The 23,867-nt window shown below is 62.7% G+C and carries 15 protein-coding genes; 11 read left to right on the top strand and 4 right to left on the bottom strand.

Annotated features, from left to right (window positions below; translation table 11 throughout):
- Nucleotides 1–20: 20 nt before the first annotated feature.
- The 3 genes from ACFPN2_RS38515 to ACFPN2_RS38505 all read right to left on the bottom strand — a co-directional run bounded on the left by ACFPN2_RS38515 (nt 21) and on the right by ACFPN2_RS38505 (nt 3,682).
- Complete coding sequence (locus ACFPN2_RS38515; protein WP_380606654.1) at nt 21–1,103, bottom strand: phosphotransferase family protein; 1,083 nt, start codon at nt 1,101–1,103, stop codon at nt 21–23.
- Nucleotides 1,104–1,107: 4 nt separating this feature from the next.
- Nucleotides 1,108–1,875, bottom strand: coding sequence for an enoyl-CoA hydratase/isomerase family protein (locus ACFPN2_RS38510; protein ID WP_380606652.1), 768 nt, complete (start codon nt 1,873–1,875; stop codon nt 1,108–1,110).
- A 100-nt stretch (nt 1,876–1,975) separates the two neighbouring features.
- The gene (locus tag ACFPN2_RS38505) at nt 1,976–3,682 is read right to left on the bottom strand and encodes an acetyl-CoA acetyltransferase (protein WP_380606651.1); all 1,707 of its coding nucleotides are present in this window, start codon (nt 3,680–3,682) and stop codon (nt 1,976–1,978) included.
- A gap of 132 nt (nt 3,683–3,814) precedes the next feature.
- Here ACFPN2_RS38505 and ACFPN2_RS38500 point away from each other — a divergent pair, with 132 nt between their 5' ends.
- Genes ACFPN2_RS38500 through ACFPN2_RS38480 form a run of 5 tightly spaced genes read left to right on the top strand, consistent with a single transcriptional unit; the run spans nt 3,815 to nt 11,996 of the window.
- Nucleotides 3,815–4,780: an NAD(P)H-dependent flavin oxidoreductase gene (locus tag ACFPN2_RS38500; RefSeq protein ID WP_380606784.1), complete on the top strand. Its 966-nt coding sequence runs from the start codon at nt 3,815–3,817 to the stop codon at nt 4,778–4,780.
- Complete coding sequence (gene fadB / locus ACFPN2_RS38495) at nt 4,738–6,945, top strand: fatty acid oxidation complex subunit alpha FadB (RefSeq protein ID WP_380606649.1); 2,208 nt, start codon at nt 4,738–4,740, stop codon at nt 6,943–6,945. The genes ACFPN2_RS38500 and fadB overlap by 43 nt, the downstream gene beginning before the upstream one ends.
- 7 nt (nt 6,946–6,952) lie before the next feature.
- Nucleotides 6,953–8,098: an acyl-CoA dehydrogenase family protein gene (locus ACFPN2_RS38490; protein WP_380606647.1), complete on the top strand. Its 1,146-nt coding sequence runs from the start codon at nt 6,953–6,955 to the stop codon at nt 8,096–8,098.
- Nucleotides 8,098–9,762 (top strand): AMP-binding protein, encoded by a 1,665-nt coding sequence (locus tag ACFPN2_RS38485; protein WP_380606645.1) that lies wholly within the window; start codon nt 8,098–8,100, stop codon nt 9,760–9,762. Before ACFPN2_RS38490 ends, ACFPN2_RS38485 begins: the two co-directional genes overlap by 1 nt.
- Before the next feature lie 23 nt (nt 9,763–9,785).
- Complete coding sequence (locus ACFPN2_RS38480; protein ID WP_380606643.1) at nt 9,786–11,996, top strand: acetate--CoA ligase family protein; 2,211 nt, start codon at nt 9,786–9,788, stop codon at nt 11,994–11,996.
- Between the two features lie 21 nt (nt 11,997–12,017).
- Here ACFPN2_RS38480 and ACFPN2_RS38475 read toward each other — a convergent pair whose 3' ends face one another.
- Nucleotides 12,018–13,226: an acetyl-CoA C-acetyltransferase gene (locus ACFPN2_RS38475; RefSeq protein ID WP_380606641.1), complete on the bottom strand. Its 1,209-nt coding sequence runs from the start codon at nt 13,224–13,226 to the stop codon at nt 12,018–12,020.
- A 196-nt stretch (nt 13,227–13,422) separates the two neighbouring features.
- On the opposite strand from ACFPN2_RS38475, the gene ACFPN2_RS38470 reads away from it, so the two are divergent.
- The 6 genes from ACFPN2_RS38470 (at nt 13,423) to ACFPN2_RS38445 (ending at nt 23,717) form a co-directional block, all read left to right on the top strand.
- A complete protein-coding gene (locus ACFPN2_RS38470) occupies nt 13,423–16,143 on the top strand; it encodes a winged helix-turn-helix domain-containing protein (RefSeq protein ID WP_380606639.1) in 2,721 nt (906 codons plus the stop codon).
- Nucleotides 16,144–16,261: 118 nt separating this feature from the next.
- The gene (locus tag ACFPN2_RS38465) at nt 16,262–18,583 is read left to right on the top strand and encodes a TonB-dependent receptor (protein WP_380606638.1); all 2,322 of its coding nucleotides are present in this window, start codon (nt 16,262–16,264) and stop codon (nt 18,581–18,583) included.
- Between the two features lie 25 nt (nt 18,584–18,608).
- Entirely contained in the window at nt 18,609–19,721 is a 1,113-nt protein-coding gene (locus tag ACFPN2_RS38460) for an NAD(P)-dependent alcohol dehydrogenase (RefSeq protein ID WP_380606636.1), read from the top strand.
- A 12-nt stretch (nt 19,722–19,733) separates the two neighbouring features.
- Nucleotides 19,734–20,498: an SDR family NAD(P)-dependent oxidoreductase gene (locus tag ACFPN2_RS38455; protein WP_380606634.1), complete on the top strand. Its 765-nt coding sequence runs from the start codon at nt 19,734–19,736 to the stop codon at nt 20,496–20,498.
- 7 nt (nt 20,499–20,505) lie between these two features.
- Complete coding sequence (locus ACFPN2_RS38450; protein WP_380606632.1) at nt 20,506–21,939, top strand: aldehyde dehydrogenase family protein; 1,434 nt, start codon at nt 20,506–20,508, stop codon at nt 21,937–21,939.
- Nucleotides 21,939–23,717 carry an acyl-CoA dehydrogenase C-terminal domain-containing protein gene (locus ACFPN2_RS38445; RefSeq protein WP_380606630.1) on the top strand — a complete coding sequence of 593 codons (1,779 nt, stop codon included), beginning with the start codon at nt 21,939–21,941 and terminating at the stop codon, nt 23,715–23,717. Before ACFPN2_RS38450 ends, ACFPN2_RS38445 begins: the two co-directional genes overlap by 1 nt.
- Nucleotides 23,718–23,867 lie beyond the last annotated feature (150 nt).

Below are 23,867 nucleotides of genomic sequence, written 5' to 3'. Positions count from 1 at the left end.
GGGGGCGGGTGGGCGGGCTCTTAGAAAACTTCGCCGCGAGCGATAGAACGAGCGAACTGAAGCAGCCCCTCGCCAATCTCACCGAACCTCTCATACCGCGAATCGCGCGTCTCCCCCCGCCTCCACCGAACATGCAACTGCTGAAAAATCACCGCAGTCCTCATCTGCGCAAGCACACGATGAAACCGAAACGTCGAAAGATCCCGCCCAAGCGCCAACGCATAACGTTCAGCAACCTGCTGTCGAGTAGGAAACCCGGGGCTAGCAGTCGGCATCTGCGCCATCTGATGCATCGCTGCCGGATCCCCCGACTCTGTCCAGTAACTCAACAGCACAGCGAGATCGAACAATCCGTCACCCCGCGTCCCTTGATCCCAATCGAGCACAGCAAGCGGCGCCAAGCTCACCGGATCGAGCAGCACGTTATCGAGCTTGAAGTCGTTATGGAGCAGCCCCTGGTTCGAGTCCGGAACGCAATGCTCACGCAACCAATGCGCAAGCTCGATGATCATTTGCAGCGTCGTCGGCGTACCCCAGCCGTCGACGGCGACGCTGGCCCGTTTGATCCAGCCTTCCGTCGCTCGTTGCAGAAAGCCGGAGGGCTTGCCCAATGTTTCCAGCCCGACGCTTGCTGGGTCCACACGATGCAGATCGATGAGGATATCCACGAGCGTATTCCCGAGCGTGGCGCCCACCGCGACATTTCCCGCGAGTGAGGTAGGCAGAGAGTCACGCAGAGAAATGCCAGTTCGATACTCGACAATCTGAAACGGCGCGCCAATGACACGAGCATCCTCACACAGATGCAAACCACGCGGTGCCAGCGGAAACTTCTGCCACAGCCGCGAGAGAATTTGAAACTCGCGCGCCATGTCGTACGCGCCCGCAGGAAGCGGGCCTTTCGGCGGCCGGCGTAGCACGGCCGGCTGGCCGTCGAGCTTGATCAGATAATTCAGATTCGCGAAGCCGCCAGCGAACTGTTGGGGTGGACTGTCGAGGTCCAGTTGCAGGCCGAGCCCCGCCAGATACTCGGCGAGCCGCGGCCAATACTGCGGCACAGTTTCGATTTCGGCTCGCATGGTGTCGGCTGCCGCGTTCAACATCGCATTACTCTCCACGAAACGCGGGCGGCCGCCGCGCGGCGAAGGCGCGGATGCCTTCTTGCAGATCTTGAGTTCGAGCGAGCAGGGATTGCGTGTCCGCCTCCCAGGCCAGCATCGTGTCCAATGACAAAGGAGCTCGCGACAGCACGGCTTTGGTCGTCGCGATCGCGCCGGGCGAGGCCGCGGCGAGTTCTTTCGCAAGCTGGAACGCCGCGTCGAGCGTTTCCCCCGGGCCCACGAGACGATCGATCAAACGCATCGACAGCGCTTCTTCGGCGCCGACCTGTCGACACAACATCATCAATTCTCGCGCCCGTCCGATGCCGACGCGCTGAGGCAGCGTCCACATCAGTCCGTAATCGGGCGTGAGGGCGACTTTGCCGAACGCCGCGCACAGCGTGGTCGACGGATCGCCGACGACGAAGTCACATGCCATCGCGAGCGAGAAGCCGGCGCCGAATGCGCTGCCAGCGACTGCGGCGACGGCGGGCAACCTTCCGCCGATCAGAGCGCGAACGGCTCGGTGGCCGACGTGCATCGCCGAGCGCATGGCGAGCGGTGCCGAGTCGAGGGATGAGATGTCGCCGCCCGAGCAGAAATGCTTGCCGCCATAGAGAACTAATGCGCGAACGGACGAGTCGTCTTGCAGAGACGTGAGCGTTTGCGAGAGCGCTTGATACAGCGCGACGCCAAGGGCGTTGCGCTTCTCCGGCATGTTCAACGTCACGATGGCGACATCGCCGCGATGCTCGACGAGTACCGGCTCACTCATGTCACAGTCCAGTTCAGAAGGTTGTCCGAGCCGCGGGTTGCTTGGCCCACGCGGCCGATGGGAATCGTTGGCGCAACACGGGCCATTAGTGCCGGCTTGCTCATGCCACAGTCCAATGGAGAAGGTTGTCCGGGCCGTGGGTGATCTGGCCCACGCGGCCGATGGGAGTCGTTGATCGGCTGGTCAGTGCTTGCAGCGATGCGCTGTCGGTGACCGGAACACGTGCCATCAGTCGACGCGAGAAAGGCTTGTCGCGGCCGTCGTTGTTTGCCGTGGCCCCGGCGATGCCCGGCTCGCCGTGCTTGACGGCGCGAGCGATGGTCGCGCCAAAGTCCTGCTCGCCGTTCTCAATAGGACGAGCGATGACCGTGCCAAATTCCGGCTCGCCGTCGCGACCGTACACGACGGTGAATGTTTCCACCGTCGCCGGTCCGCTGAAGTCATCGATCAGCTCCGGAATGGGCCGGCGTTGACGATCGGCGAGCGATTGAACGTCGCCGTCGCTGGCCGAGAGGTCATGTTCCGGCGGTGACGAGCCGAGCAGTAGCGCATGATGCTTCGTGACGAACTCGCCTTGTCCGTAGAGCAGGGCGAGACCATCGTGCTTGTTTCGGAGCCGACGCACGAGACCGGCCACGGCGTGCGTCATGTAGTTGTTGAGCGGCGCGCCGAAGAAACTCAGACCGCCGATCGCAGTCAGACGCGAGTTTTCCGGCAACGCGAGCACCCGCCGCGCCATCTTCGGCACGATGGGGAAGCAGCTGTACAATTCCACCGCATCGAACGGCGCCGACGGTAGGACGCTTGAGTCCATCGCATCGAATCGATCCAAGGGCGGTGCGGTCCCAAGAGTGCTGTTGGGAACGCCCCGCGCGAGCTCGGCGGCCGCGCGCATCGCTTCGAGCACCACTTCCTGCGCGTACGAACGCTGATACTGATCCCGCTGCAGATAATCTCTTGGCTCCGTCGCACGAGCCCCGGCGTGAATGTACACGCAGCGCTCCTCGGCAATGCCGAGCTCACGAGCCTTAGCGAGCGAAGTCAGAACGACAGCCGCACCTTGATTGACGAACGGATTCGCGATCATGTGCTTGGTGTAAGGCCAGACAATCGGGCGATTGTCTGCCGACGGTGTCGCGAGTTGATCCGCCGAGTAGGTCTGCTTGAGCCAGGCGCTCGGAGTCTCCGCGGCGACCCTGGAAAAGTCCGACCACAACGCCGCCGACTCGCGCATCGCTTCCGCCGGCGATTGTCCCCAAGCCGCCGTGACCGCGTTTTCGTAAAACGGATACACATGCACGGGCTGAGTCATGCCATGACGGATCGCGATCGGATGGCACAAGTCCTTCCCGCGTAGCAGACCGGCATTCGAGCCTCGCGGCGACCAGGGCAGCTGAATCGATTGTTTGCTGGCAGTAGCGACGGAGTGCTGTGCCTCGGCACCGACAATCGCAGCGACGACGCTCTCACCTGCAGCGATGCGTAACGCGGCTTCATGAATGAACCGCACCGGCGACTCACCGCCCGCGACCCCGTAAATACAACGTTTCGGTGTATGACCGAGGCGCGCTGCAAGCACTTCGCAGGGCTGGTCATAAGGCCAGGAGTGCTCGGCGACGATATCCAGCGAATCCAGCGCGGCGAGCAGCGACGCAGCCGAAGATCCCACCGCATCCTGAAGCGCGGCGAGCAACGCGTCGGCCATCAACGCCGCCGGCTCGCGAGCTCGAGCCAGGTCTGCTGGCCGGTCGATGACGTCGGCGACGCCGACGAGGACGGGGATTCGATGCGGTGAAACGATTGCCATGCTCGAGCCTTACTGTGGGGCTCATCGTGCCCGCGCAGCGACAGGCGAAAATCGTCAGAACCGACGAGGCGTGCTCCTCCCCCCGACCCCTAGCTTGGATTCATCGAATCACGAGACGAACCGGGGGATCCTCTGCGCACGCGCATCACCGACATGCTGGGAGTCACGTACCCCATCGTCCAGGGCGGAATGATGTGGGTCGGCACGGCTCAACTCGCCGCGGCGGTCTCCAACGGCGGCGGTTTCGGCATCATCACGGCGCTGACCCAGCCGACGCCGGAAGCGCTGTGGGAGGAAATCGGCAAGTGCCGAAGCCTCAGCGATCGGCCGTTCGGCGTGAATCTCACCATGCTGCCGTCGATCAACCCGCCGCCGTACGAGCGTTATCTCGACACGATCGTGCGCTCCAAAGTCGCGGCCATCGAAACGGCGGGCAGGGTGCCGCCGGAGTTCATGGCCATCGCGAAAGCGGCGGGCCTCAAGGTGATTCACAAGTGCGTGTCGTTGCGGCACGCGTTGTCGGCACAGAAACACGGCGCCGATGCGATTTCCATCGACGGCTTCGAATGCGCCGGTCATCCGGGCGACGACGATGTGGGTGGCATGGTGCTCATCCCGGCGGCTGCGCGTCGACTGTCAGTGCCAATCATCGCGTCGGGTGGAATTGGCGACGGACGCGGCATGGCCGCCGCACTCACGTTGGGCGCTGACGGCGTCAACATGGGGACGCGTTTCTGCGCCACGCGCGAAGCGCCGATCCACGACAACATCAAACAGGCACTCGTCGCAGCCAGTGAACGAGACACGCGCCTGATCTTTCGCACCATGCATAACACCGCTCGCGTGCTCAGGAACGCGATCTCGGAAGAAGTGGTCGCGGCCGAAGCGAAGGGCGCTCAGTTCGAAGACATCCGTCACCTCGTGGCGGGTCAGCGCGGGCGTGAAGCGCTCGCCGCCGGCGATCCCAATGGCGGCGTGATCGCAGCCGGCCAGGTCGTCGGCTTGATCGACGACGTGCCCACCTGCGCCGAGCTCATCGAGCGCATGGTGAGCGAATGCCGCGAGCGGCTGCGGCACGTCACAGCCAGTTTCAATTGATTGAGGAAGGGCGGATTCCAATGTTTCAGGGCGATTCGATTCGGGTCAGCGCGCTCGACGATGGCTTTGTCGAACTATGTTTCGATCGCAAGGACGATGCGATCAACAAGTTCGACAAGCGCACCGTCAGCGAGCTACAGCGGGCCATCACGTCGGCCAGCGCGCACGAAGGCTTGCGCGGTGTATTGATCACGAGCGCCAAGCAGTCGTTCATCGTCGGCGCGGACATCGGTGGCTTCGGTGCGCTATTCAGCAAGCCGCAGCAGGAAGTCATGTCGAGCAACATGGCCTCCAATCGCGTGTTTCATGCGTTGGAAGAGTTGCCGGTGCCGGTCGTGGTTGCGATCAACGGCTTCGCGCTGGGCGGCGGGCTCGAGGCGGCGTTGGCGGCGGACTATCGCGTGATGGCACAGGATGCTCAGGTGGGATTGCCGGAGGTGAAACTCGGCTTGTTCCCTGGTTTCGGCGGCACGGTTCGCTTGCCACGCGTTGCCGGCATCGAAGTGGCGCTTCGTTGGATTCTGGGCGGCGAACCGTCGAGAGCTCCGGCCGCGGAGAAGGCTCGAGTTGTCGATTTCATCGCATCGCCCGAGTCGCTGCGCGACACGTCACTCGATGTTCTCAGAAGCGCAGCTCGCGGCGAGCTCGGCTGGCGCGCTCGCCGATCGGCAAAGCTCGGTCCAGTGCAGATCGAGGGGGGCGACACAAATGCAGTATTTGAAGAAGCCAAGCGCACGCTCGTCGCGCGCATGCCGAAGCACCAGCCGGCCGCGATGTCGGCGTTGGAGTTGTTGCGGGAGGCGATGTCACTAGATCGAGATGGAGCGCTGGCGCTGGAAGCCGCCGCGTTCGCGAAGATCGCGAAGACTCAAGCGGCGGGCTCACTGGTGCAGATCTTCCTGAGCGAACAGCAGGTGAAGAAGACGGCGAAGCGTCATGCGAGCAGCGGCCGCAGAGTTCAGCGCGCTGCCGTCGTCGGTGCCGGGATCATGGGCGGCGGTATCGCTTTCACCAGTGCGAGCCGCGGCATTCCGGTGATGATGAAAGACATCGCGCAAGGTCAGCTCGATCTCGGCATCGGCGAAGCTCGTAAGCTGCTCGGCAAACAAGTGACGGCGGGACGGCTTGCGCAAGACAAGGCCGACGGCGTGCTCGCATCGATCGTGCCGCAGTTGAATTATCAGGAGTTCAACACTGCCGATGTGATCGTCGAAGCAGTCGTCGAGAATCTGCAAATCAAACACAAAGTGCTGCGGGAGTTGGAGGACGCGGGCCGGCCCGATGCCGTGATCGCTTCCAACACGTCCAGCCTGCGCATCGACGATCTCGCCGCGCCGCTCGCGCGTCCTGAGAATTTCGTCGGCATGCACTTCTTCAATCCGGTGCCGATGATGCCGCTCGTCGAAGTCATTCGTGGCGCCAAGACCAGCGATGCCGCGGTCGGCACCGTTGTGAGTTATGCGCTGTCGATGGGCAAGACGCCGATCGTCGTGCGTGACGGGCCGGGCTTTCTGGTGAATCGGATCCTGACGCCGTACATGCAGGCGTTCGGTCGGTTGCTCGCCGACGGCGCCGACTATCAGCAAGTCGACGCCGCCATGGAAGCGTTCGGCTGGCCCATGGGCCCGGCATATCTGAACGATGTCGTCGGCATGGACACCGGCGTGCACGTGGGCGAAATCATCAGCGCGGGTTTTCCGGAACGATTGCGCCGGACCTGGAAAGATCCCTTGCAGGTCATGGTCGCGCACGCCCGGTTGGGTCAGAAGAACGGCCTGGGGTTCTATCGCTATGAGATCAGCCCGACCGGCAAGCCGGTGAAGCATCCCGATCCGGTGGCGGTCGTCCTGTTGCAGGAAGTGCAAACCAATGGCCCGAGCACGTTTACCGATGTCGAAATCGTCGAGCGCATGATGTTGCCGCTGATCATCGAATCGGCGCTGTGCCTGGAGGAGGGCGTCGTTGCCAGCGCCGCCGAACTGGATATGGCGTTGTTGCTGGGCGTGGGTTTACCTTCCTATCTGGGGGGCGCGCTCAAGTATGCCGACTGGCTCGGGCTGGACCGGGTGATCGAGCTGTCGGAGCGCTACGCTGCCCTCGGGCCGCAATATCGAGCCACGCCGACGATGCGCTCCATGGCGCGTGAACGACGGAAGTATTACTGAGGCAATCATGCTCGCTCGTACCATCTTTACTGCCGATCACGATGAGTTTCGCAAGAACGTCCGGCGCTTCCTGGAAGAAGAATGCGTGCCGCACCACTCGCGCTGGGAGGAGCAGCAGCATGTCGACCGGGATATCTGGCGGCGTGCAGGCGAGCTTGGATTCCTGTGCCTCACCGTTCCCGAGGAATACGGCGGCATGGGTGGCGACCGCCTGTACAGCACGGTGCTGATGGAGGAGCAAAGCTATGCGGGCGTGACTGGCCCCGGCTTCTCCGTTCATTCGGACATCGTCGCCAACTACATCCTGAACTTTGGCACCGAAGAGCAGAAGCACGCGTGGTTGCCGAAGATGGCGAGCGGCGAAGCGATCGGCGCAATCGCCATGACCGAGCCGGGCACGGGCTCGGATTTGCAGGCGGTGAAAGCTCGAGCTGAACGCGACGGCGACGACTACTACATCATCAACGGCAACAAGATTTTCATCACCAACGGCTACCTCGCCGACATCGTCGTGGTGGTGGCGAAGACCGGTAACACCGGCTCGGGCTCCAAGGACATTTCGCTGATCCTGGTCGAGAACGGCCGGCCCGGTTTCACCAAGGCCTCGCCGCTGAAAAAGGTGGGCATGAAGGCGCAGGACACGTGTGAGCTGTTCTTCGAGAACGTGCGAGTGCCGCGCTCGAATCTGCTCGGCGGCGTGGAAGGCCAGGGTTTTCCTCAGCTCATGAAGGAGCTGGGCTGGGAACGACTGATCATTGCCATCCTGTCGATCTCTGCAGCGGAAGCCGCGCTCAAATGGACCGTCGACTACACCCGCTCGCGCAAAGTGTTCGGTAAGTCCGTCGCGGAGTATCAGAACACGCGCTTCAAGCTCGCCGACCTCAAGGCGAAGATCGGTGTGACTCAGGTGTTCGTCGATCGGTGTCTAGAGCTGGTGCTGAAGAATCAGCTGAGTCCCGAGGCGGCGGCAGCTGCCAAGCTCACGGCGTCCGAACTCGTGTGTCATGTTGTGGACGAGTGCGTGCAATTGCACGGCGGCTACGGCTACATGCTGGAATATCCGATCGCACGAGCCTTCATCGATAACCGCGCCAGCCGCATCTACGGCGGCACCAACGAGATCATGAAGGAACTGATCGCGAGGACGCTGTGATGCTCGAGCGTCTCGAGCACTGGGCCCGCACCGCGCCCGATCGCACGTATCTCACACAACCGCTGCCGAACGGCTCGGTCGTCGAATACAGCTGGGCTCGCGTTCGGGATGAATCCCGGCGCATGGCGGCGTATCTGCAGTCGCTGGAGTTGCCCGCCGGCAGCAGCATTGCGATCTACGGGAAGAACTGCGCGCACTGGATCATGGCGGACTTCGCGATCTGGCTCGCAGGTCACGTGAGTGTGCCGCTGTATCCGAGCGCGAGCTCATTGACGGCCGACTATGTGCTGCGTCATTGCGATGCGCGTTTGATATTCATCGGGCGCGTCGATGGCGTCACGGATAGTTGGAATGACGTCCAGCGCGTTCTGCCTGCGTGGCTGCCTCAGATTGGATTGCCGATGTCGCCGGCGAGTGTGAGCGTGCGATGGGATGATCTCGTCGCGGCACGCGAGCCTTTGTCTAAAGCCGTCGAGCGAGACGAGAATGCGCTCGCGACCATCATCTATACGTCTGGAACGACCGGTCAGCCGAAGGGCGTGATGCACAGCTTCCACTCGTTGACCGCGCCTTGCCTGACGACGGCCTCGTTGTGGGGCACGAGTCCTGACGATCGAATGCTGTCGTATCTGCCGCTCGCGCACATTGCCGAGCGGGTGGCATTGGAAGTGCCGTCGCTTACGTTCGGGTTCCAGGTGTTCTTCAATCTCAACCTGGAAACATTTGCGCAGGATCTCAAGCGGGCGCGGCCGACTCGCTTCTTCTCGGTGCCGCGCTTGTGGACGAAGTTCTATCAGGCCGTGAATCAACAGCTGCCGCCGGAGAAGCAGAAGGTTTTGTTTGCCGATCCGGTGCAAGGCCCGATTGCGAAGAAGAACATTCTGGCCGGCCTTGGGCTGGATGCCGCGAACCTCGGGTTCACGGGTGCCGCGCCGCTGCCGGCGCAGATTCTCTCGTGGTATCGCGAGCTGGGGCTCGATCTGATCGAGGTCTATGGCATGACCGAGAACGCGGCCACTTCTCATGCGAGCCCGCGTGATGATGTGCGCCCCGGTTATGTCGGTGTGCCGCTGCCGGGTGTCGAGTGTCGTCTCGGCGAAGATGGCGAGGTGCTGGTGAAGAGTCCGGGACAGATGCTCGGTTATTACCGGGCCGCGGAGGACTCACAGCAGTGCTTCACGCCTGATGGCTTCTTCCACACCGGCGACCGCGGCGAGTTGGACCAAGCGGGTCGGCTGCGTATCACCGGTCGCGTGAAGGAACTTTTCAAGACCAGCAAAGGCAAGTACGTCGCCCCGGTGCCGATTGAAAATCGACTCGGCGCGCACCCGTTCGTCGAGGCCATTTGCGTCACCGGTCATGGCGAGCCGCAGCCCTTCGCGTTGCTCATGCTGGCGGCGGATAAATATCGTCAGGCGCAGGCGGATGCGGCCGTCCACGCGCAGCTCGATCGAGAACTGTCCGGATTGTTGGAGCAGGTGAACGCTTCGTTGGAGGCTCATGAGCAGGTGGATTATCTGGTCGTGGCCAAGGAGCCGTGGACCATCGAGAGCGGCTTGCTCACACCGACGATGAAGATCCGTCGGAGTCAGATCGAAGGCCGCTATCTCGCACGAGCGGCGCAGTGGCGGGAGCTGGCGCAGCCGGTGATTTGGGAGTCCTGATTCAAGGTCGATTGTCCGGTCGCATGTCACATCCACTCGCTGCATTGTTTTCTCCGCGGTCCATCGCATTCGTGGGCGCGACTGAGCGCTCCGTCTGGACGCGCGCGGCCCTCGCGAATCTCCGCACGCTCGGGTACGACGGCAAGCTGTTTCTCGTCAATCGAAAGGGCGGGGAGGTGCTGGGGCATCCCGCCGTCAGCACGATTCGTGACATCGGCGAGCCGGTCGATGTCGCGCTCCTCATGGTGCCATCGGAAGCGTTGTTGGATACGTTGCCTGAGCTGAGTGCGGCAGGTATTCGTCACGCCATTATCTTGAGTGCGGGCTTCGCGGAGTCCGGCGCTGCCGGTCGGGAGCTGCAGGGGCGGCTGACGAGCCTGGCTCGTGATCACGGGGTTTCGTTGTTGGGGCCGAACTGTCTCGGGTTCGTGAACTACACGAGCAAGGCACCGGTGTGGACAGTGAGCTTGCGACCGCAACGTGCGCGCGATCCGAAGATCGCCATTGTTTCTCAAAGCGGGGCGTTGGCGGCGCAGATGTCGTACTTCGCGCAGTGGCAGGGCATCGGGCTGACGTACATGGTGTCCACCGGCAATGAGGCGGGCGTTGGTGTTGCGCAGGTCATCGATTATCTAGTGGATGATCCGTCGACGCGGTCGATTGCGCTGTTTCTCGAATCGGTGCGTGATGCGCCCGCGTTTGCCCGCGCCTGCTTGCGTGCGTCGCAGGCGGGGAAGCCTATCGTGGTGCTCAAGGTTGGCAGCAGCGAAGTTACGGTTCGATCGGCGCAGGCACACACCGGCTCGTTGGTCGGCGACGATCGTGTGTTCGATGCGGCTTGTCGTCGCTTCGGCCTCGTGCGCGTGACTTCACTCGAAGATTTGATCCTTACCGCTGAAGTGCTCGCTCGTTGGGGCAAGGTGCCTGACGGCGGCTTGGGCCTGATTTCCTTGTCCGGTGGGCTGTGCGAGATCGCTGCGGATCGCGCGGCCGATGCCGGCGTGAACCTGCCGTCATTGTCGCCGGCTACATCGGGTCGACTCGCGGCGGCGCTGCCTGATTTTGGAACGCCTCACAATCCTTTGGATGTCACGGGCGGGGCGTTGCTCGATCCATCGATGTTGGAGAAGTCGCTCGATGCCATGACGGCCGAGCCTGCGTTCGCTGCTGTTGTCGCTGTTCTGGATGTGGCAGCTAGCGCCGCCGACGACGGCAAACTTCTCCGCCAGCTCCTCGCCGGCGTCGCAGCCGCGCAGTCGCGCGCTGCGCGACCCACGCTGCTGATTAGTCACACGGTGCGGCCATTCAGCGAGCTAAGCGAAGAAATCATCGACGCCACCGGATGCAACTATCTTCCGTGCGGTGTCGAACACGGCATCCGAGCGGTCGCTCGCGCAGTTGAGTGGTCGAAGCTTGCGCGCGAGGTCCAACCATCTTCGAGCGTCAACGTTGCGCCTGTGCGTGGCGTACATTCGTCCACGAACGGTAGTGGGACGCTCGCGTACGTCGCCCCATCCGAGCGACAAGGCGAACGAAGGTCGCCGGGCGTTCTAATCGGAGTCGACGCGCGCCCGCAATCCGAACGTGATGTGCTCGAATATTTGCACGGCTGCGGCGTTCCGGTGGTGCCGGCGAAAGTGGTCAACAGCGCGCAGGACGCGGTCAGTCATGCCAACGCGTTGGGATCTGCGGTTGCGCTAAAGATCGTCTCTCCGGACATCCCTCACAAGACCGAAGTCGGCGGCGTGATGCTCAACATCACAGGCGCTGACGCCGTCGCCGTCGCATACGAAAAAATACTCGCGAGCGCGCGACGCGCGATGCCAGAGGCTCGCATCGAAGGCATCTCCGTCGGGCCGATGCGTGACGCCGGTGTCGAGCTGTTCGTCGGCACGATGCGCGACCCGCAATGGGGGCCGGTGATCACCGTGGGCCTGGGTGGCGTCTGGGTGGAAGCCTTGCGCGATACGAGTCTGCGCTTGTTGCCGATCTCGCAAGACGACGCGCTCGCCATGCTCGACGAGCTGCGAGGCAAAGCCCTATTGAATGGTTTTCGCGGCACACCCGCCGTCGATCGCAACAACCTCGCAAACGTCATCACAGCGATCGGCGATGCGGCCCTGGCGCTGGGGCCGCAGTTGCTGTCGCTGGAGATCAACCCGCTGCGCGCGAGTGGCGATAGAGTCGAAGCGTTGGATGGCTGGGCGGAATGGGAGGCGGCGTCAAACGACTGACGCCGCTCCAAAGCGAGCGGCTTAGAGCCGCTCGATGATGGTCACATTCGCCATGCCGCCGCCTTCGCACATGGTCTGCAACCCATAGCGCTTGCCGCGACGATGGAGAGCATGCACGAGCGTCGCCATGAGTTTTGCCCCCGAGCCGCCCAGCGGATGACCGAGCGCGATGGCGCCGCCATGCACGTTGAGACGGTCCGGATCCGCGCCGGTGACTTTCACAAAGGCCAGCGGCACCGGCGCAAACGCTTCGTTGACTTCGAACAGATCGATGTCGTTGACGCTCATGCCAGCCTTCCTCAGGGCGTTCTGAGTGGCGGGCAGCGGGGCTTCCAGCATGATGACCGGATCATGACCCATGACGCTCAGGTGATGGATGCGAGCCAGCGGGGTCGCGCCGAGTTTCTTCAAGCCGCGCTCGTTGACGATCATCACAGCGGCCGCGCCGTCGCACACCTGGCTGGCTGTCGCGGCGGTGACGCGGCCACCTTCGGCCAGCAGCTTCACGCCTCGAATGCCCTCGATGTTGGCGTCGAAGCGGATGCCTTCGTCCATCGTGTGCAGATCGTCCGTCGCAGCGGGCGTGACGATTTCACCGCTCGGCATCGTTACCGGGGCGCGGCGGATTTGCACGGGCACGATCTCGTTATCGAATGCCTTGGCCTGCGCGGCCGCGATGGCGAGCTGATGACTTTTCAGCGCGTACTCATCGAGCTGATCCTTCGACAGGTCATATTTACGCGCCATCATCTCGGCGCCGAGAAACTGGCTGAACTCCACATTGGGATAGCGCGCCTGCATGCCCGGGCTGACATAAAACCCGAACCCGTGCTTCTGGGGCAGCGACACCGACAGGCCCATCGGCACGCGCGTCATGCTTTCGACGCCGGCCGCGATCACCACGTCCATCGAGCCGGACTGCACGGCCTGGGCCGCGAAGTGAATCGCCTGTTGCGACGAGCCGCATTGGCGATCGACAGAGGTGCCCGGCACGCTTTCAGGCAGGCACGACGACAACACCGCATTACGCGCGACGTTGAAGCCTTGTTCGCCGACCTGGCTGACGCAGCCCATGATGACGTCGTCGACAGCATCGCTCGGCACTTTGGCTCGGGCCACGGTTGCGTCGATCACTTGCGCGGCGAGGTCGGCCGGATGCCAGCCGGACAGGCGTCCTCCTTTGCGCCCGCCTGCGGTGCGAACGGCGGCAACGATGTAAGCTTCTGGCATGATCGAATCCTCGGACAGGTACGTTGGAGGGAGCAATCGACGTATTCTAGGCAGCGGCCGGCGCAACACTTCGTCGGAACTGACGATTGCAGCCGCGTCCAAACCCGCTCAACTGGGCGGCGTCGGATTACGCAAAGTCGATATCAGATCGGGGGGTAGGTTGCCGGGCGGTGAGCCCGCGGCCGCGGGTCGATAGATGTACGTGGGATTGCCGAAAAATCGTTCTGACTTCGTCTCGGGCGTGCGCAATCATTTGCTGCTGGCGAAAACCACGCCGCCGACGTTGCCGGCTTCGCAAATTCTTCGCAAGGAATTGCAGGCGCGCGTGTGCTCCGGCGCCGGCCAGGCGGTGGTGCTGATTCAAGCGCCGGCCGGCTTCGGCAAGACCACGCTGATGTTGCAAGTCATGAATGGCCTGCGCGACCAAGGCATCGCCACGGCCTGGTTGACGGTGGATGCGGCCGATAACGATGTCGGGCGCTTTCTCGCCTTTCTCGACGCCGCGTTCGATAAGTTGCTCAGCGGCGTTGCCACGAGCAACGAGCCCGAGAACGATGTGGCCGCCGGTGTCATCGCGCTCGACTTGATGGAGCGCATTGCCTGCACGCCGGCCCCGTTCGTGCTGTTCGTCGATGACGCCGAGTTGTTACAGAACGCGGCGTCGCTGGCGGTGTTGCGACAGGTGATCGAAAACCTGCCCGAAGGGTGTCGCATCGTCATCGGCTCGCGAACCATGCTGGACATCGGCGCGCCACGATTGCTCGCACGCGGTCAGTTGCTGGTGGTCGATCCGATGCAGCTGCGATTCTCGGTGGCCGAGGCCAGCGATTATCTGCGCGACAAGCGCGGATTGAATATGCAGGGCGCCGACATCGCACGTTTGCAAGGTGCCACTGAAGGATGGCCGGTCGCACTGTGGCTGGCGTCGCTGGCGCTCGAGCGTAGCGATCGCTCCGTCGAGCTGGTCTCACACTTCTCTGGATCGAACGCTCTGGTCGCGGACTATCTGGCCGAGGAAGTGTTGGCTCAGCAACCGCAAGGCGTGCGTGAATTTCTGGTGCGCACCAGTGTGCTCCATCATTTCAATGCGCAACTCTGCGACGCGGTCCGCGGGCAACGGGACAGTCGCGATATTCTCGACTCCCTGCAACGCTCGAATCTCTTCGTCCAGCGTATCAGCGAAGATGGCGAGTGGTTCCGATATCACAGCTTGTTCGCGGGCTTCCTGCGCACTCAGCTGGAGCGACAGTATCCGCAGGACGTTCCCGATCTGCATCGGGCTGCTTCTCGTTGGTATGACTCGCAGAATCGCCCCGTGCCAGCGGTCGAGCACGCGCTTGCCTCGGCGGACTTCGATTATGCGCTACCCATGTTGGAACGCATCGCCGAGCAGTTGCTCGAAGGCGGACGCATCCGATTGTTGGCGCGATTGCTCGACTCGGTGCCGCCCCAGGAATTGGCGAGCTGGCCGCATCTGCGGTTGATGCATGCGTGGGCGCTGTCATTCACGAGAGGCGGGCAGGAATCCATGCAGATGCTCAAGCGCATCGAGGCGCAAGGGCCGCTGCCGCCGCACTTGGAAGTGCATGCGCTCGCCCTGCGGCCGATGTTGCTCACGATGCTCGATCGGTTCGATGAGGCGTACGAGGCGGGTCAGGCGGCGCTCGAGCAAGTGACGGCGGAGCAGGTGTTTCCTTTCAGCATCCTGCGCACCTCGCTTGCGAATCTGCACATGATCATGGGCAAGTACACGAGCGCTCGCGAGCTGCTGGATCGCAGTCGGGTGCAACAGGATGCGCCGGCCGGTCCGTTCATGACGATCTTCGCGCAATGTGTGGAAGGCGCTATTGACCTGTTGCATGGTCGACTCAGACAGGCGACCGCGCGCTTCAAACATTCCTCCGCCGTGGGCTCGCGAAAATTTCTCATCGACACCAACGGCAATGCCATGGCCGGCATCCTGCTCGCCGAAGTGCTGTACGAACAGGACGAGTTGGCGGAAGCGGAACGTTTGCTGAGCGTGTATGTGCCGCTGATGCAGGAACTCGGCATGACCGACCATCTCATCTGCGGTCATCGAAGTCTGGCGCGCATTGCTCATCATGCGGGCGATCATGATCGTGCGCTGCTGGCGGTCACTGAGATGGAATGCTTCGGTCACCGCATGAGTCTGCCGCGTCTGGTCGCGAACGCTCAGTTGGAGCGGGCTCGACTGGCGTTGTGGCGTAACGATGCCAAGAGTGCGCGTGAAGCGTTGCAGAGGGCGCGGGCCGCCGTCGATTGGACGCCGGTGATGTCCCGTGCGCTATTCGGCAACGACATGGATACGCTGCTGGAAGGCCAGCTGCGCTTGATGATTCATAGCGGCGGCGCCGACGAGGCGGTCAATCAACTCAAACAAGAGCTGGAGCGGGCTGAGAATGCCAAGCGTCATCGCCGCGCCTTGAAGCTCCGTATTCTGCTGGCGCTCGCGCTGGATAAGGCGGGCAACGCGAAGGCCTCGCTGCGCATGGCTCGCGACGCGCTCCGATTGGGTGCACGCGAACGCTTCGTGCGGATCTTCCTCGATGAGGGCGAGCCGATGCAGCGGTTGTTGCAACGACTGTCGCTGGCTCAACAGAATGAGCTGGATGAGACGGCGAACCTGGCGGAGTACCTGAAGCGTCTCGCCGGTCAGCGCACCGAAAAAGTCGAAGCGCCGGCCCCGGCGCCAGGCGCCACCGAGGCGCTGACCCGCAAGGAGCTGGAAATCCTGCGCCTGCTGGCCGAGGGGTTGTCGAACCTGGCCATTGCCGGGCGGTTGTTCGTGTCCGAGACCACGGTGCGCACCCATTTACGCAATATCAACGCCAAATTCGGCGTGCATAACCGTACCCAGGCCATCGCGGTAGCCAGGAAGCTGAACCTCATCACCTGACGCGAGATCGTCAGTTCCGACGAGTCGGACGAACCCGCCCCCGGTCCATGCTTCCGCCACAACGGGCCGCCGTATCTGGCGGCATCGGGGCTTATAGAAAGGGTCACGGGGGATAACGATGACTATCGAGTCGGGGTACAAGCGGATCGGCGGATCGCTGGCTGTCATGCTGGCCATGGCGGGCACCGCGGTTGCGCAGGAATCGAACGTCGCCAACACCAATCAGAGCGCCGGGGCGCATACCGAAGAGATCATCGTCACCGCTCAGCGCCGCGCGCAAAATCTGCAAGAAGTGCCGGTCGCCGTGACTGCCGTGACGGCGGAAGCGCTCGAAGCCGCACGCGTCGAGAACATCGCCGACGTGCAACAGATCTCGCCCAGCATTTCGTTCGATACCAGCAATAGCGCGGCGAACAGCGCGAACATTCGTATTCGAGGCATCGGCACCGTCGGTAACAGCCGGGCATTCGAAGGCGCGGTCGGCGTTTTCATCGATGGTGTGTATCGCACTCGTGCCGGCCAGGCGCTCCAGAACTGGCTCGACATCGACGGTCTGCAGGTCCTGCGCGGCCCGCAAGGCACGCTGTTCGGTAAGAACACTTCCGCCGGCGCGCTGCTGATCAACAGCACCAAGCCGACGCTGAGCAATTTCGACTCCAATTTCGAACTGACTTACGGCAACTACGACACGCTGCTCGCACGCGGCGTCGTGAATATTCCGTTCGGAGATCGGGCAGCAGCGCGCGTCGGGGTGCTGTGGTCCGATGCGGATGGCTTCATCGAGAACCCGAACACGGGCGACTCCTACAACGAGCGCAAGCCGCGTGCGGCCAAGGCGCAGTTGCTGGTCGAGCCCTCCGATTCGTTGACCTTACGATTGATCGCCGACTATTCCGAGGAAAAGAGCAACTGCTGTTACGGGCAGGTCGATGACGTCGATGGACCGCTGCAACCGTTCATCAACCTGCTGACTCAGGCCCGAGGACTGCGGCCACCGTCAGCGGACTTCGACGATTACGAGCAGGTGTTGAGCAACGACACGCAACAGGATCTGACGGACAAAGGCGTTGTGTTGCAGGCGGACCTGGAACTGGGCGGGGGCAATTCGCTGCACTCGGTCACTGCCTATCGCAGCTGGAAGATCCAGCAGGACGGCATGGACGCCGATTTCACCGGCGCCAATATTCTCACCATCAACGAAAGCTTCCGGACCGACTTCTTCTCGCAGGAGCTGACATACAACGGCAAGCTCGCTTCGGCGGACTATGTGGTCGGCGCGTACTTCGCCGATGAAGACATCGACGCTACTCACCAGCTGTTGTGGGGCAATCAGGCGCAGGCGTTTTTCGACGTGCTGTTCCAAGCGCAGGCGGGTCTGCCGCCGGGCACGTCCGCCGCACCGACCGGGTTGTGGAGCGACGCGATTCTGCCGGCGAGCAGCCGGTCGTACGCGGCCTTCACGCACTGGAGCATCGGGCTCAGCGATCCGTTGAAGTTGATCGTCGGTGCCCGCTACTCGCGTGAAGACAAGACTGGCGCGTTCAAGCGCTTCTACTTCACGCCGCTCCCGAACGCCGCGTTCCGCTTGTTGAATGTGCAGCCGGGCCCGGAGTACAGCGCCAAGCAAGAGAACGATGCGGTCACCGGCACGCTCGGTCTGCAATATCAATTCACACCGGATGTGATGGGCTATGTGAGTTACAGCCGCGGCTTCAAGGCCGGCGGCGTGAACATCGACAACACCGCCGCGGGCACGCGAGCAAACAATCCCGCCGAAGTGCCGGGCGCCCGTCCGCTCGATCCGCGCTACAAGCCTGAGTACGTCGATGGCTACGAGGTCGGCTTGAAGACCGAGTACGCCGACGGACGCGCTCGTAGCAACTTCGCGGCGTTCTACGATGAGATGAAGGACCTGCAAGTCGCGCAGTTCCTCGGTACGCAATTCACCATCGTGAATGCGCCGGAAGCCACGGTGTATGGCCTCGAAGTGGAAAACAGCTTCTCGCTGTCTGACGCGTTGACGCTTGGTGTCGATGCCACGTGGCTTGCGGAGGCGGAGTTCGGTGAGGCGGCGTCGATTCTGAATCTGTCCGGTCGCGACTTTGCGCAGGCGCCGGATCTGGCGGCGAATGTCTCGCTGAATCTCGATCAGCCGCTGAGCAACAGCCTGTCGCTGACCGGTCGGATCGCCGGGACCTATAGCGGCGATCAGTACACGAACACGTCCAACGATCTCCAGCGCGACGCACAGACCGAAGTGAATCTGAGCGTGGGCCTGAAGGCGTCGGACAACTCGTGGTCGGTGACGGCGTGGTGTCAGAACTGCAGCGATGAGCGCTATGTGACTCAGCATTTCAATTCGCCGCTACAAGGCACGGACTCGAACGGCTATGTGTCCGCGCCGCTCACGTACGGCATCACCTTGCGGATGTCGTTCTAGCTGGACGTGAACGGTCGAGAGCCGAATGCGAGTCGCCACCGCCGCTGTCGTCCGTCGCCCGGGTGCGTTCGAGATCGAACGAGTCGAGATCGACGCACCTCGGGAGCTCGAGGTGCTGGTGCGCGTGGTCGGCTGCGGCTTGTGTCACACCGATTTGAGTGCGAGAGACCAGAGTTTTCCATTCAAGCTACCTGCGATTCTGGGCCACGAAGGCTCGGGCATCGTCGAGCAAGTGGGCGCCGGCGTCACGCGCCTGCGCCCCGGCGATGCAGTCGTACTTTCCTATGCATATTGTGGCGATTGTGAGTTCTGCCAGGACGATCGCATGGCGTACTGCACACGGAACGCTCGCCTCAACTTCAGCGGCGTGCGCGCAGACGGTAGTCCGCTAGCGAAGGATCGGGAAGGTCAGCCGCTGTCGGCTCGTTTCATCGGGCAGAGCGCATTCAGCACGCATGCACTTGTGCTGGAGACGAATGCGATCCGCGTACCCACCGATGTACCGCTGGAATTGATGGGGCCGCTTGGATGCAGCATGCAGACGGGCGCCGGCGCGGTCATCAATGTGATCAAGCCGAGACGCGGTGAGAGCATCGCGATCTTCGGTGCGGGTAGCGTCGGCCTGTCCGCGATCATGGCGGCCCGAATTGCCGGCTGCGAGACCATCATCGCGATCGACAAAAACGCCGGCCGATTGGGAATCGCTGCAGAGTTGGGTGCGACTCACATGGTTAACGCACAGCTCGACGAAGCCGTTGCGGCGATTCGCACTCTCACCAAGGGTAGAGGCGTTCACTACACCGTTGAGTGCACTGGGGCGCCGACGGTGTTGAGGCAGGCGGTCGATAGCTTGCGAGCCTGCGGCGCGTGTGTGTCGCTGGGTGTGGCTGGCCATCAGGCCGAAGCGTCGCTGCTCATGAATGGATTCTTGCTCGGCAAGACGCTGCGTGGCGTGACCGAAGGCGACAGCGTCGCGTCCCGCTTTATTCCCCAACTGATCGATTGGTGGCGCGACGGCCAGTTTCCGTTCGATCGCCTGGTGTCCTATTTCAGTCTGGCGCAGCTCAACGAAGCGGCCGCGGCGTGTGCCAGCGGCCTGGCGATCAAGGCCATCGTGCAGCCGCCTCATACAGTCTAATCGGAGTCTCGAATGCAATTAGCGGGTCATGCGGCCATTGTTACGGGCGGCGCTTCCGGTCTCGGGGCCGCAACGGCAGCGGCCTTGTTGAAGTCGGGCGCGAAAGTCACATTGCTCGATTTGAACGAGACGACGCTGGCGGCGCAGGCCAAGGCGCTGGGCTGTCACGCCGAGGTTTGCAATGTGGCCGATGAGACGAGCACCGCGCGTGCTATCGAGTCCGCCGAGCAACGTAACGGTGTGGCGCGCGTCATCGTGAACTGCGCCGGCATCGGCCGGCCGGGAAAGGCGGTGGGGCGCGATGGTCCGCTGTCGCTCGCCGAGTTCTCACGCATCGTCAATGTGAATCTGGTCGGCACGTTCAACATCATTCGTCTCGCCGCTGCACGCTTGCAGAATGCCGAGCCGCTCGAGGGTGGCGAGCGCGGCGTGATCGTCAACACTGCATCCATTGCAGCGTTCGACGGGCAGATCGGGCAGCCGGCGTATTCGGCGTCGAAGGCTGGCGTCGTGGGCATGACGCTGCCGCTGGCTCGCGAGTTCGCCCGAGTCGGCATTCGGGTCGTGACGATCGCGCCGGGCGTGTTCGAAACGCCGATGCTGGGCGGTGAGCTCAACGAGCAAGTGCAGGCCGCGTTGACGGCTTCCATTCCGTTTCCCAACCGGCTGGGACGGCCGCCGGAGTTCGCGCAGCTGGTGATTTCGATTGCCGAGAATTCCTTCCTCAACGGCGAGACGATTCGCCTCGACGGCGCGCAGCGCATGCCGCCGAAGTGAGACAGCCATGTACGACTTCCGCAAGTTCTATATCGACGGCGCCTGGGTGTCGCCGGCAACGCATCGCGATCTCGAAGTCGTCAATCCGGCGACGGAGCGCTCGGTCGGTGTCATCAGCCTGGGATCGGCGGCGGACGTCGACAAGGCGGTGCGAGCGGCCCGAACGGCGTTCGAGTCGTTCTCACAAACGTCCCGCGAAGAGCGCATGGCTTTGCTCCAGCGCATCATCGAGACGATGCAGAAACATTTACCGCGCTTGGGCGAGGTAATCTCCGATGAAATGGGCGCGCCGCTGGGACTGGCGGTGCAGATTCAGGCCGGTGCTGGCATCGGACACTTCATGTCGGCGTTGACCGCGTTGCAGACCTTCGAGTTCGAAGAGCCGCTGGGCGCCACGTTGGTTCGTCGCGAGCCCATCGGCGTGTGTGGATTGATCACGCCTTGGAACTGGCCGATCAATCAGATCGCTTGCAAGGTGGCCCCGGCGCTTGCGACCGGCTGCACAGTGATCTTGAAGCCGAGCGAGGTGGCGCCGCTGTGTGCGCACGTATTTGCTGAAATCCTCGAGGAAGCGGGCGTGCCGAAGGGCGTGTTCAATCTCGTCGATGGCGATGGCCCAACGGTGGGTGAAGCGTTGGCGCGGCATCCGGACGTGGACATGATTTCCTTCACGGGCTCGACGCGTGCTGGCATTCAGGTCGCCAAGGTGGCTGCGGACACGGTGAAGCGCGTGTCGCAGGAACTCGGCGGAAAGTCCGCCAACATCATTCTGGATGACGCGGATCTGACTGCGGCGATTCGAAGCGGCGTGATGCCGATGCTCATCAATAGCGGCCAGTCGTGTAATGCGCCGTCTCGCATGCTCGTGCCGGCGCCGCTTTACGACGAGGCGGTGCGTATCGCGAAGAGCGTGGCTGAGCGCACTGTCGTCGGCGATCCGAAGGCGTCGGGCACGACCATGGGGCCGGTCGCGAGCAAGGTGCAGTTCGACAAGATTCAAGGGTTGATTCAACGAGGCATCGACGAGGGCGCGAGACTCGTGACTGGCGGGCCGGGTCGACCCGACGAGCTGACGCGTGGCTACTTTGTGCGGCCGACGATTTTCGCCGATGTGACGAACTCGATGACCATCGCGCGCGAAGAGATCTTCGGCCCGGTGCTCGTGCTCATTCCGTACCAGGATGAGCAGGAGGCGGTTCGCATCGCCAATGACACGGTCTATGGGCTCGCGGGCTACGTGCATTCGAGCGATCTCGAGCGTGCACGACGTGTCGCCAAGCAACTGCGTGCGGGCATGATTCATATCAACGGCGCGCAGATCGACATGAACGCGCCGTTCGGCGGTTATAAGCAGTCCGGCAACGGCCGCGAGTGGGGCCGCGAAGGCTTGAAGGAATTCCTCGAGACCAAGGCGGTGCTTGGGCACTTCGCGGAGCAGTGATGCAGACCTACAAGGCGCCGCTGCGTGACGTGCACTTCTGCGTGCACGAGCTGTTCGACTTTGTTTCTCACTATCGCTCGCTGCCTTCGGGCTCAGAGCTCGGGATGGAGGAAGTCGACGCGGTGGTGCAGGCCATCGCCACTTTCGCTGAAGATGTCCTCGCGCCCTTGAATCGCAGCGGCGATGAAGAGGGCGCGCACTTCGAGGCAGGGAAGGTGCGTTCACCGCAGGGATTTGCGGCCGCGTATCGCCAGTATGTCGAAGCGGGCTGGCCGCGACTCGGCAATCCCACGGAGTACGGCGGCGAGACTGCCCCCTATTCGCTCAAACTCTGTGTTTCGGAGTTCATGCAGGCGGCGAATCATTCGTGGTGCATGTATGCGCTGCTGAACGACGGCGCCATCAAGACGCTGCTTGGGTTTGCGGAGGAGGCGTTGCTCCAGCGTTTTGTTCCCAAGCTCGTGAGCGGTGAGTGGATGGGGACGATGTGCCTCACCGAGCCGCACTGTGGCTCGGATCTGAGTCAAGTTCGGACTCGCGCTGAGCCGCGTGGCGACGGCAGCTACTCTGTGACTGGCACGAAGATCTTCATCAGCTCGGGGGAGCAGGACTTCTCTGAGAACATTGTCCATCTGGTGCTGGCGCGATTGCCCGATGCGGCGCCCGGGACGCGAGGCATTTCTTTGTTCGCCGTGCAGAAGCGTGTGGCGGATACGGCGAACTCGGTGCGATGTTTGTCCATCGAGAGCAAGATGGGATTGAAGGCCAGTGCCACGTGCGTCATGGCGTTCGAAGGCGCGCAGGGATGGTTGGTGGGGCCGCCCGGCCGCGGGCTGAATGCGATGTTTGTCTTCATCAACAAATCGCGCCTGGGCACGGCACAGCAGGCGCAGGCCCATGCCGAAGGTGCGTTTCAAACATCGCTGGCGTATGCGCAGCAGCGCTTCGCGGGCCGCTCGCCGACTGCGACGGAGGATGCTGGGCCCGCGGCTCTGATTGTTCATCCTGACATTCGCCGGATGCTGCTGATTCAGAAGGCCATCGCTGAGGGCGGTCGTGCTTTCGTTCTCTATTGCGCGAAGTGGGTCGATCTCGCCGATAGTGCTGACACGCACGCGCGTGGTCGCGCGGAGCAGCGGCTTGCGCTGTTGACGCCGATTGCGAAGGGCGCTTTGTCTGAGTGGGCGACTGAGGCGACCGACCTTGGCATTCAAATTCTCGGCGGCCATGGCTACATGAAGGAGTGGGGGCTCGAGCAGCGGGTGCGCGACGTGCGCATCACACGCGTGTATGAGGGCACGACCGGGATTCAGGGCATGGACCTGCTCGGTCGGAAGTTGCTGGGGCCGTTGCGTGAGGAGTTTGTCGCGTTCACCGATGAGATTCTGGCGCTTGCTGTGCGAGTTGAGCGTCAGCGGTCGCTGGCGGGTTTGGCTGCGGGACTGGTGGGCGGCGTGAATTTGTGGCGAGAGATTACCGATGTCGTTGGTGAGCAGAGCCGCTTAGATGTGGCGAGTGTGGGGGCGGCGGCGGTCGACTATCTGATGCTCGCTGGATATGTGTGCGTTGGGTACGTGCTGGCGATGTCGGCGCTGGTCGCGCAAGAGCGGCTGGAGGCTGGCGATGCGGAGTCGGCGTTTTATCGAGCGAAGATTCAGACGGCACAGTTTTTCTTGGACAAGCTGCTGCCGAGAGTTCACGTGCACGGGCAGAGCATTCGGAATGGCAGTGGTTCGTTGATGGGTATGGATGAGGCGAGTTTCGGGCTCGGGGTTTGACTGGACCAGTACCATTAGATGATTTCCGTCACGGCATCCGATCCACCCGGCGTCATTAGATGATTGGTCGCGACATCCCATCCGGCCGGCGATTTCGGTTAGGGCATCCGATTCACCGGTACAATCGGCATCTGATTCAGTCAGCGCTGC

This window comes from Steroidobacter flavus, assembly GCF_042651805.1.
Taxonomy (GTDB): domain Bacteria; phylum Pseudomonadota; class Gammaproteobacteria; order Steroidobacterales; family Steroidobacteraceae; genus Steroidobacter; species Steroidobacter flavus.
The sequence above is the reverse complement of the archived record's forward strand: the minus strand, read 5'-3'. Positions and strand labels throughout refer to the sequence as shown.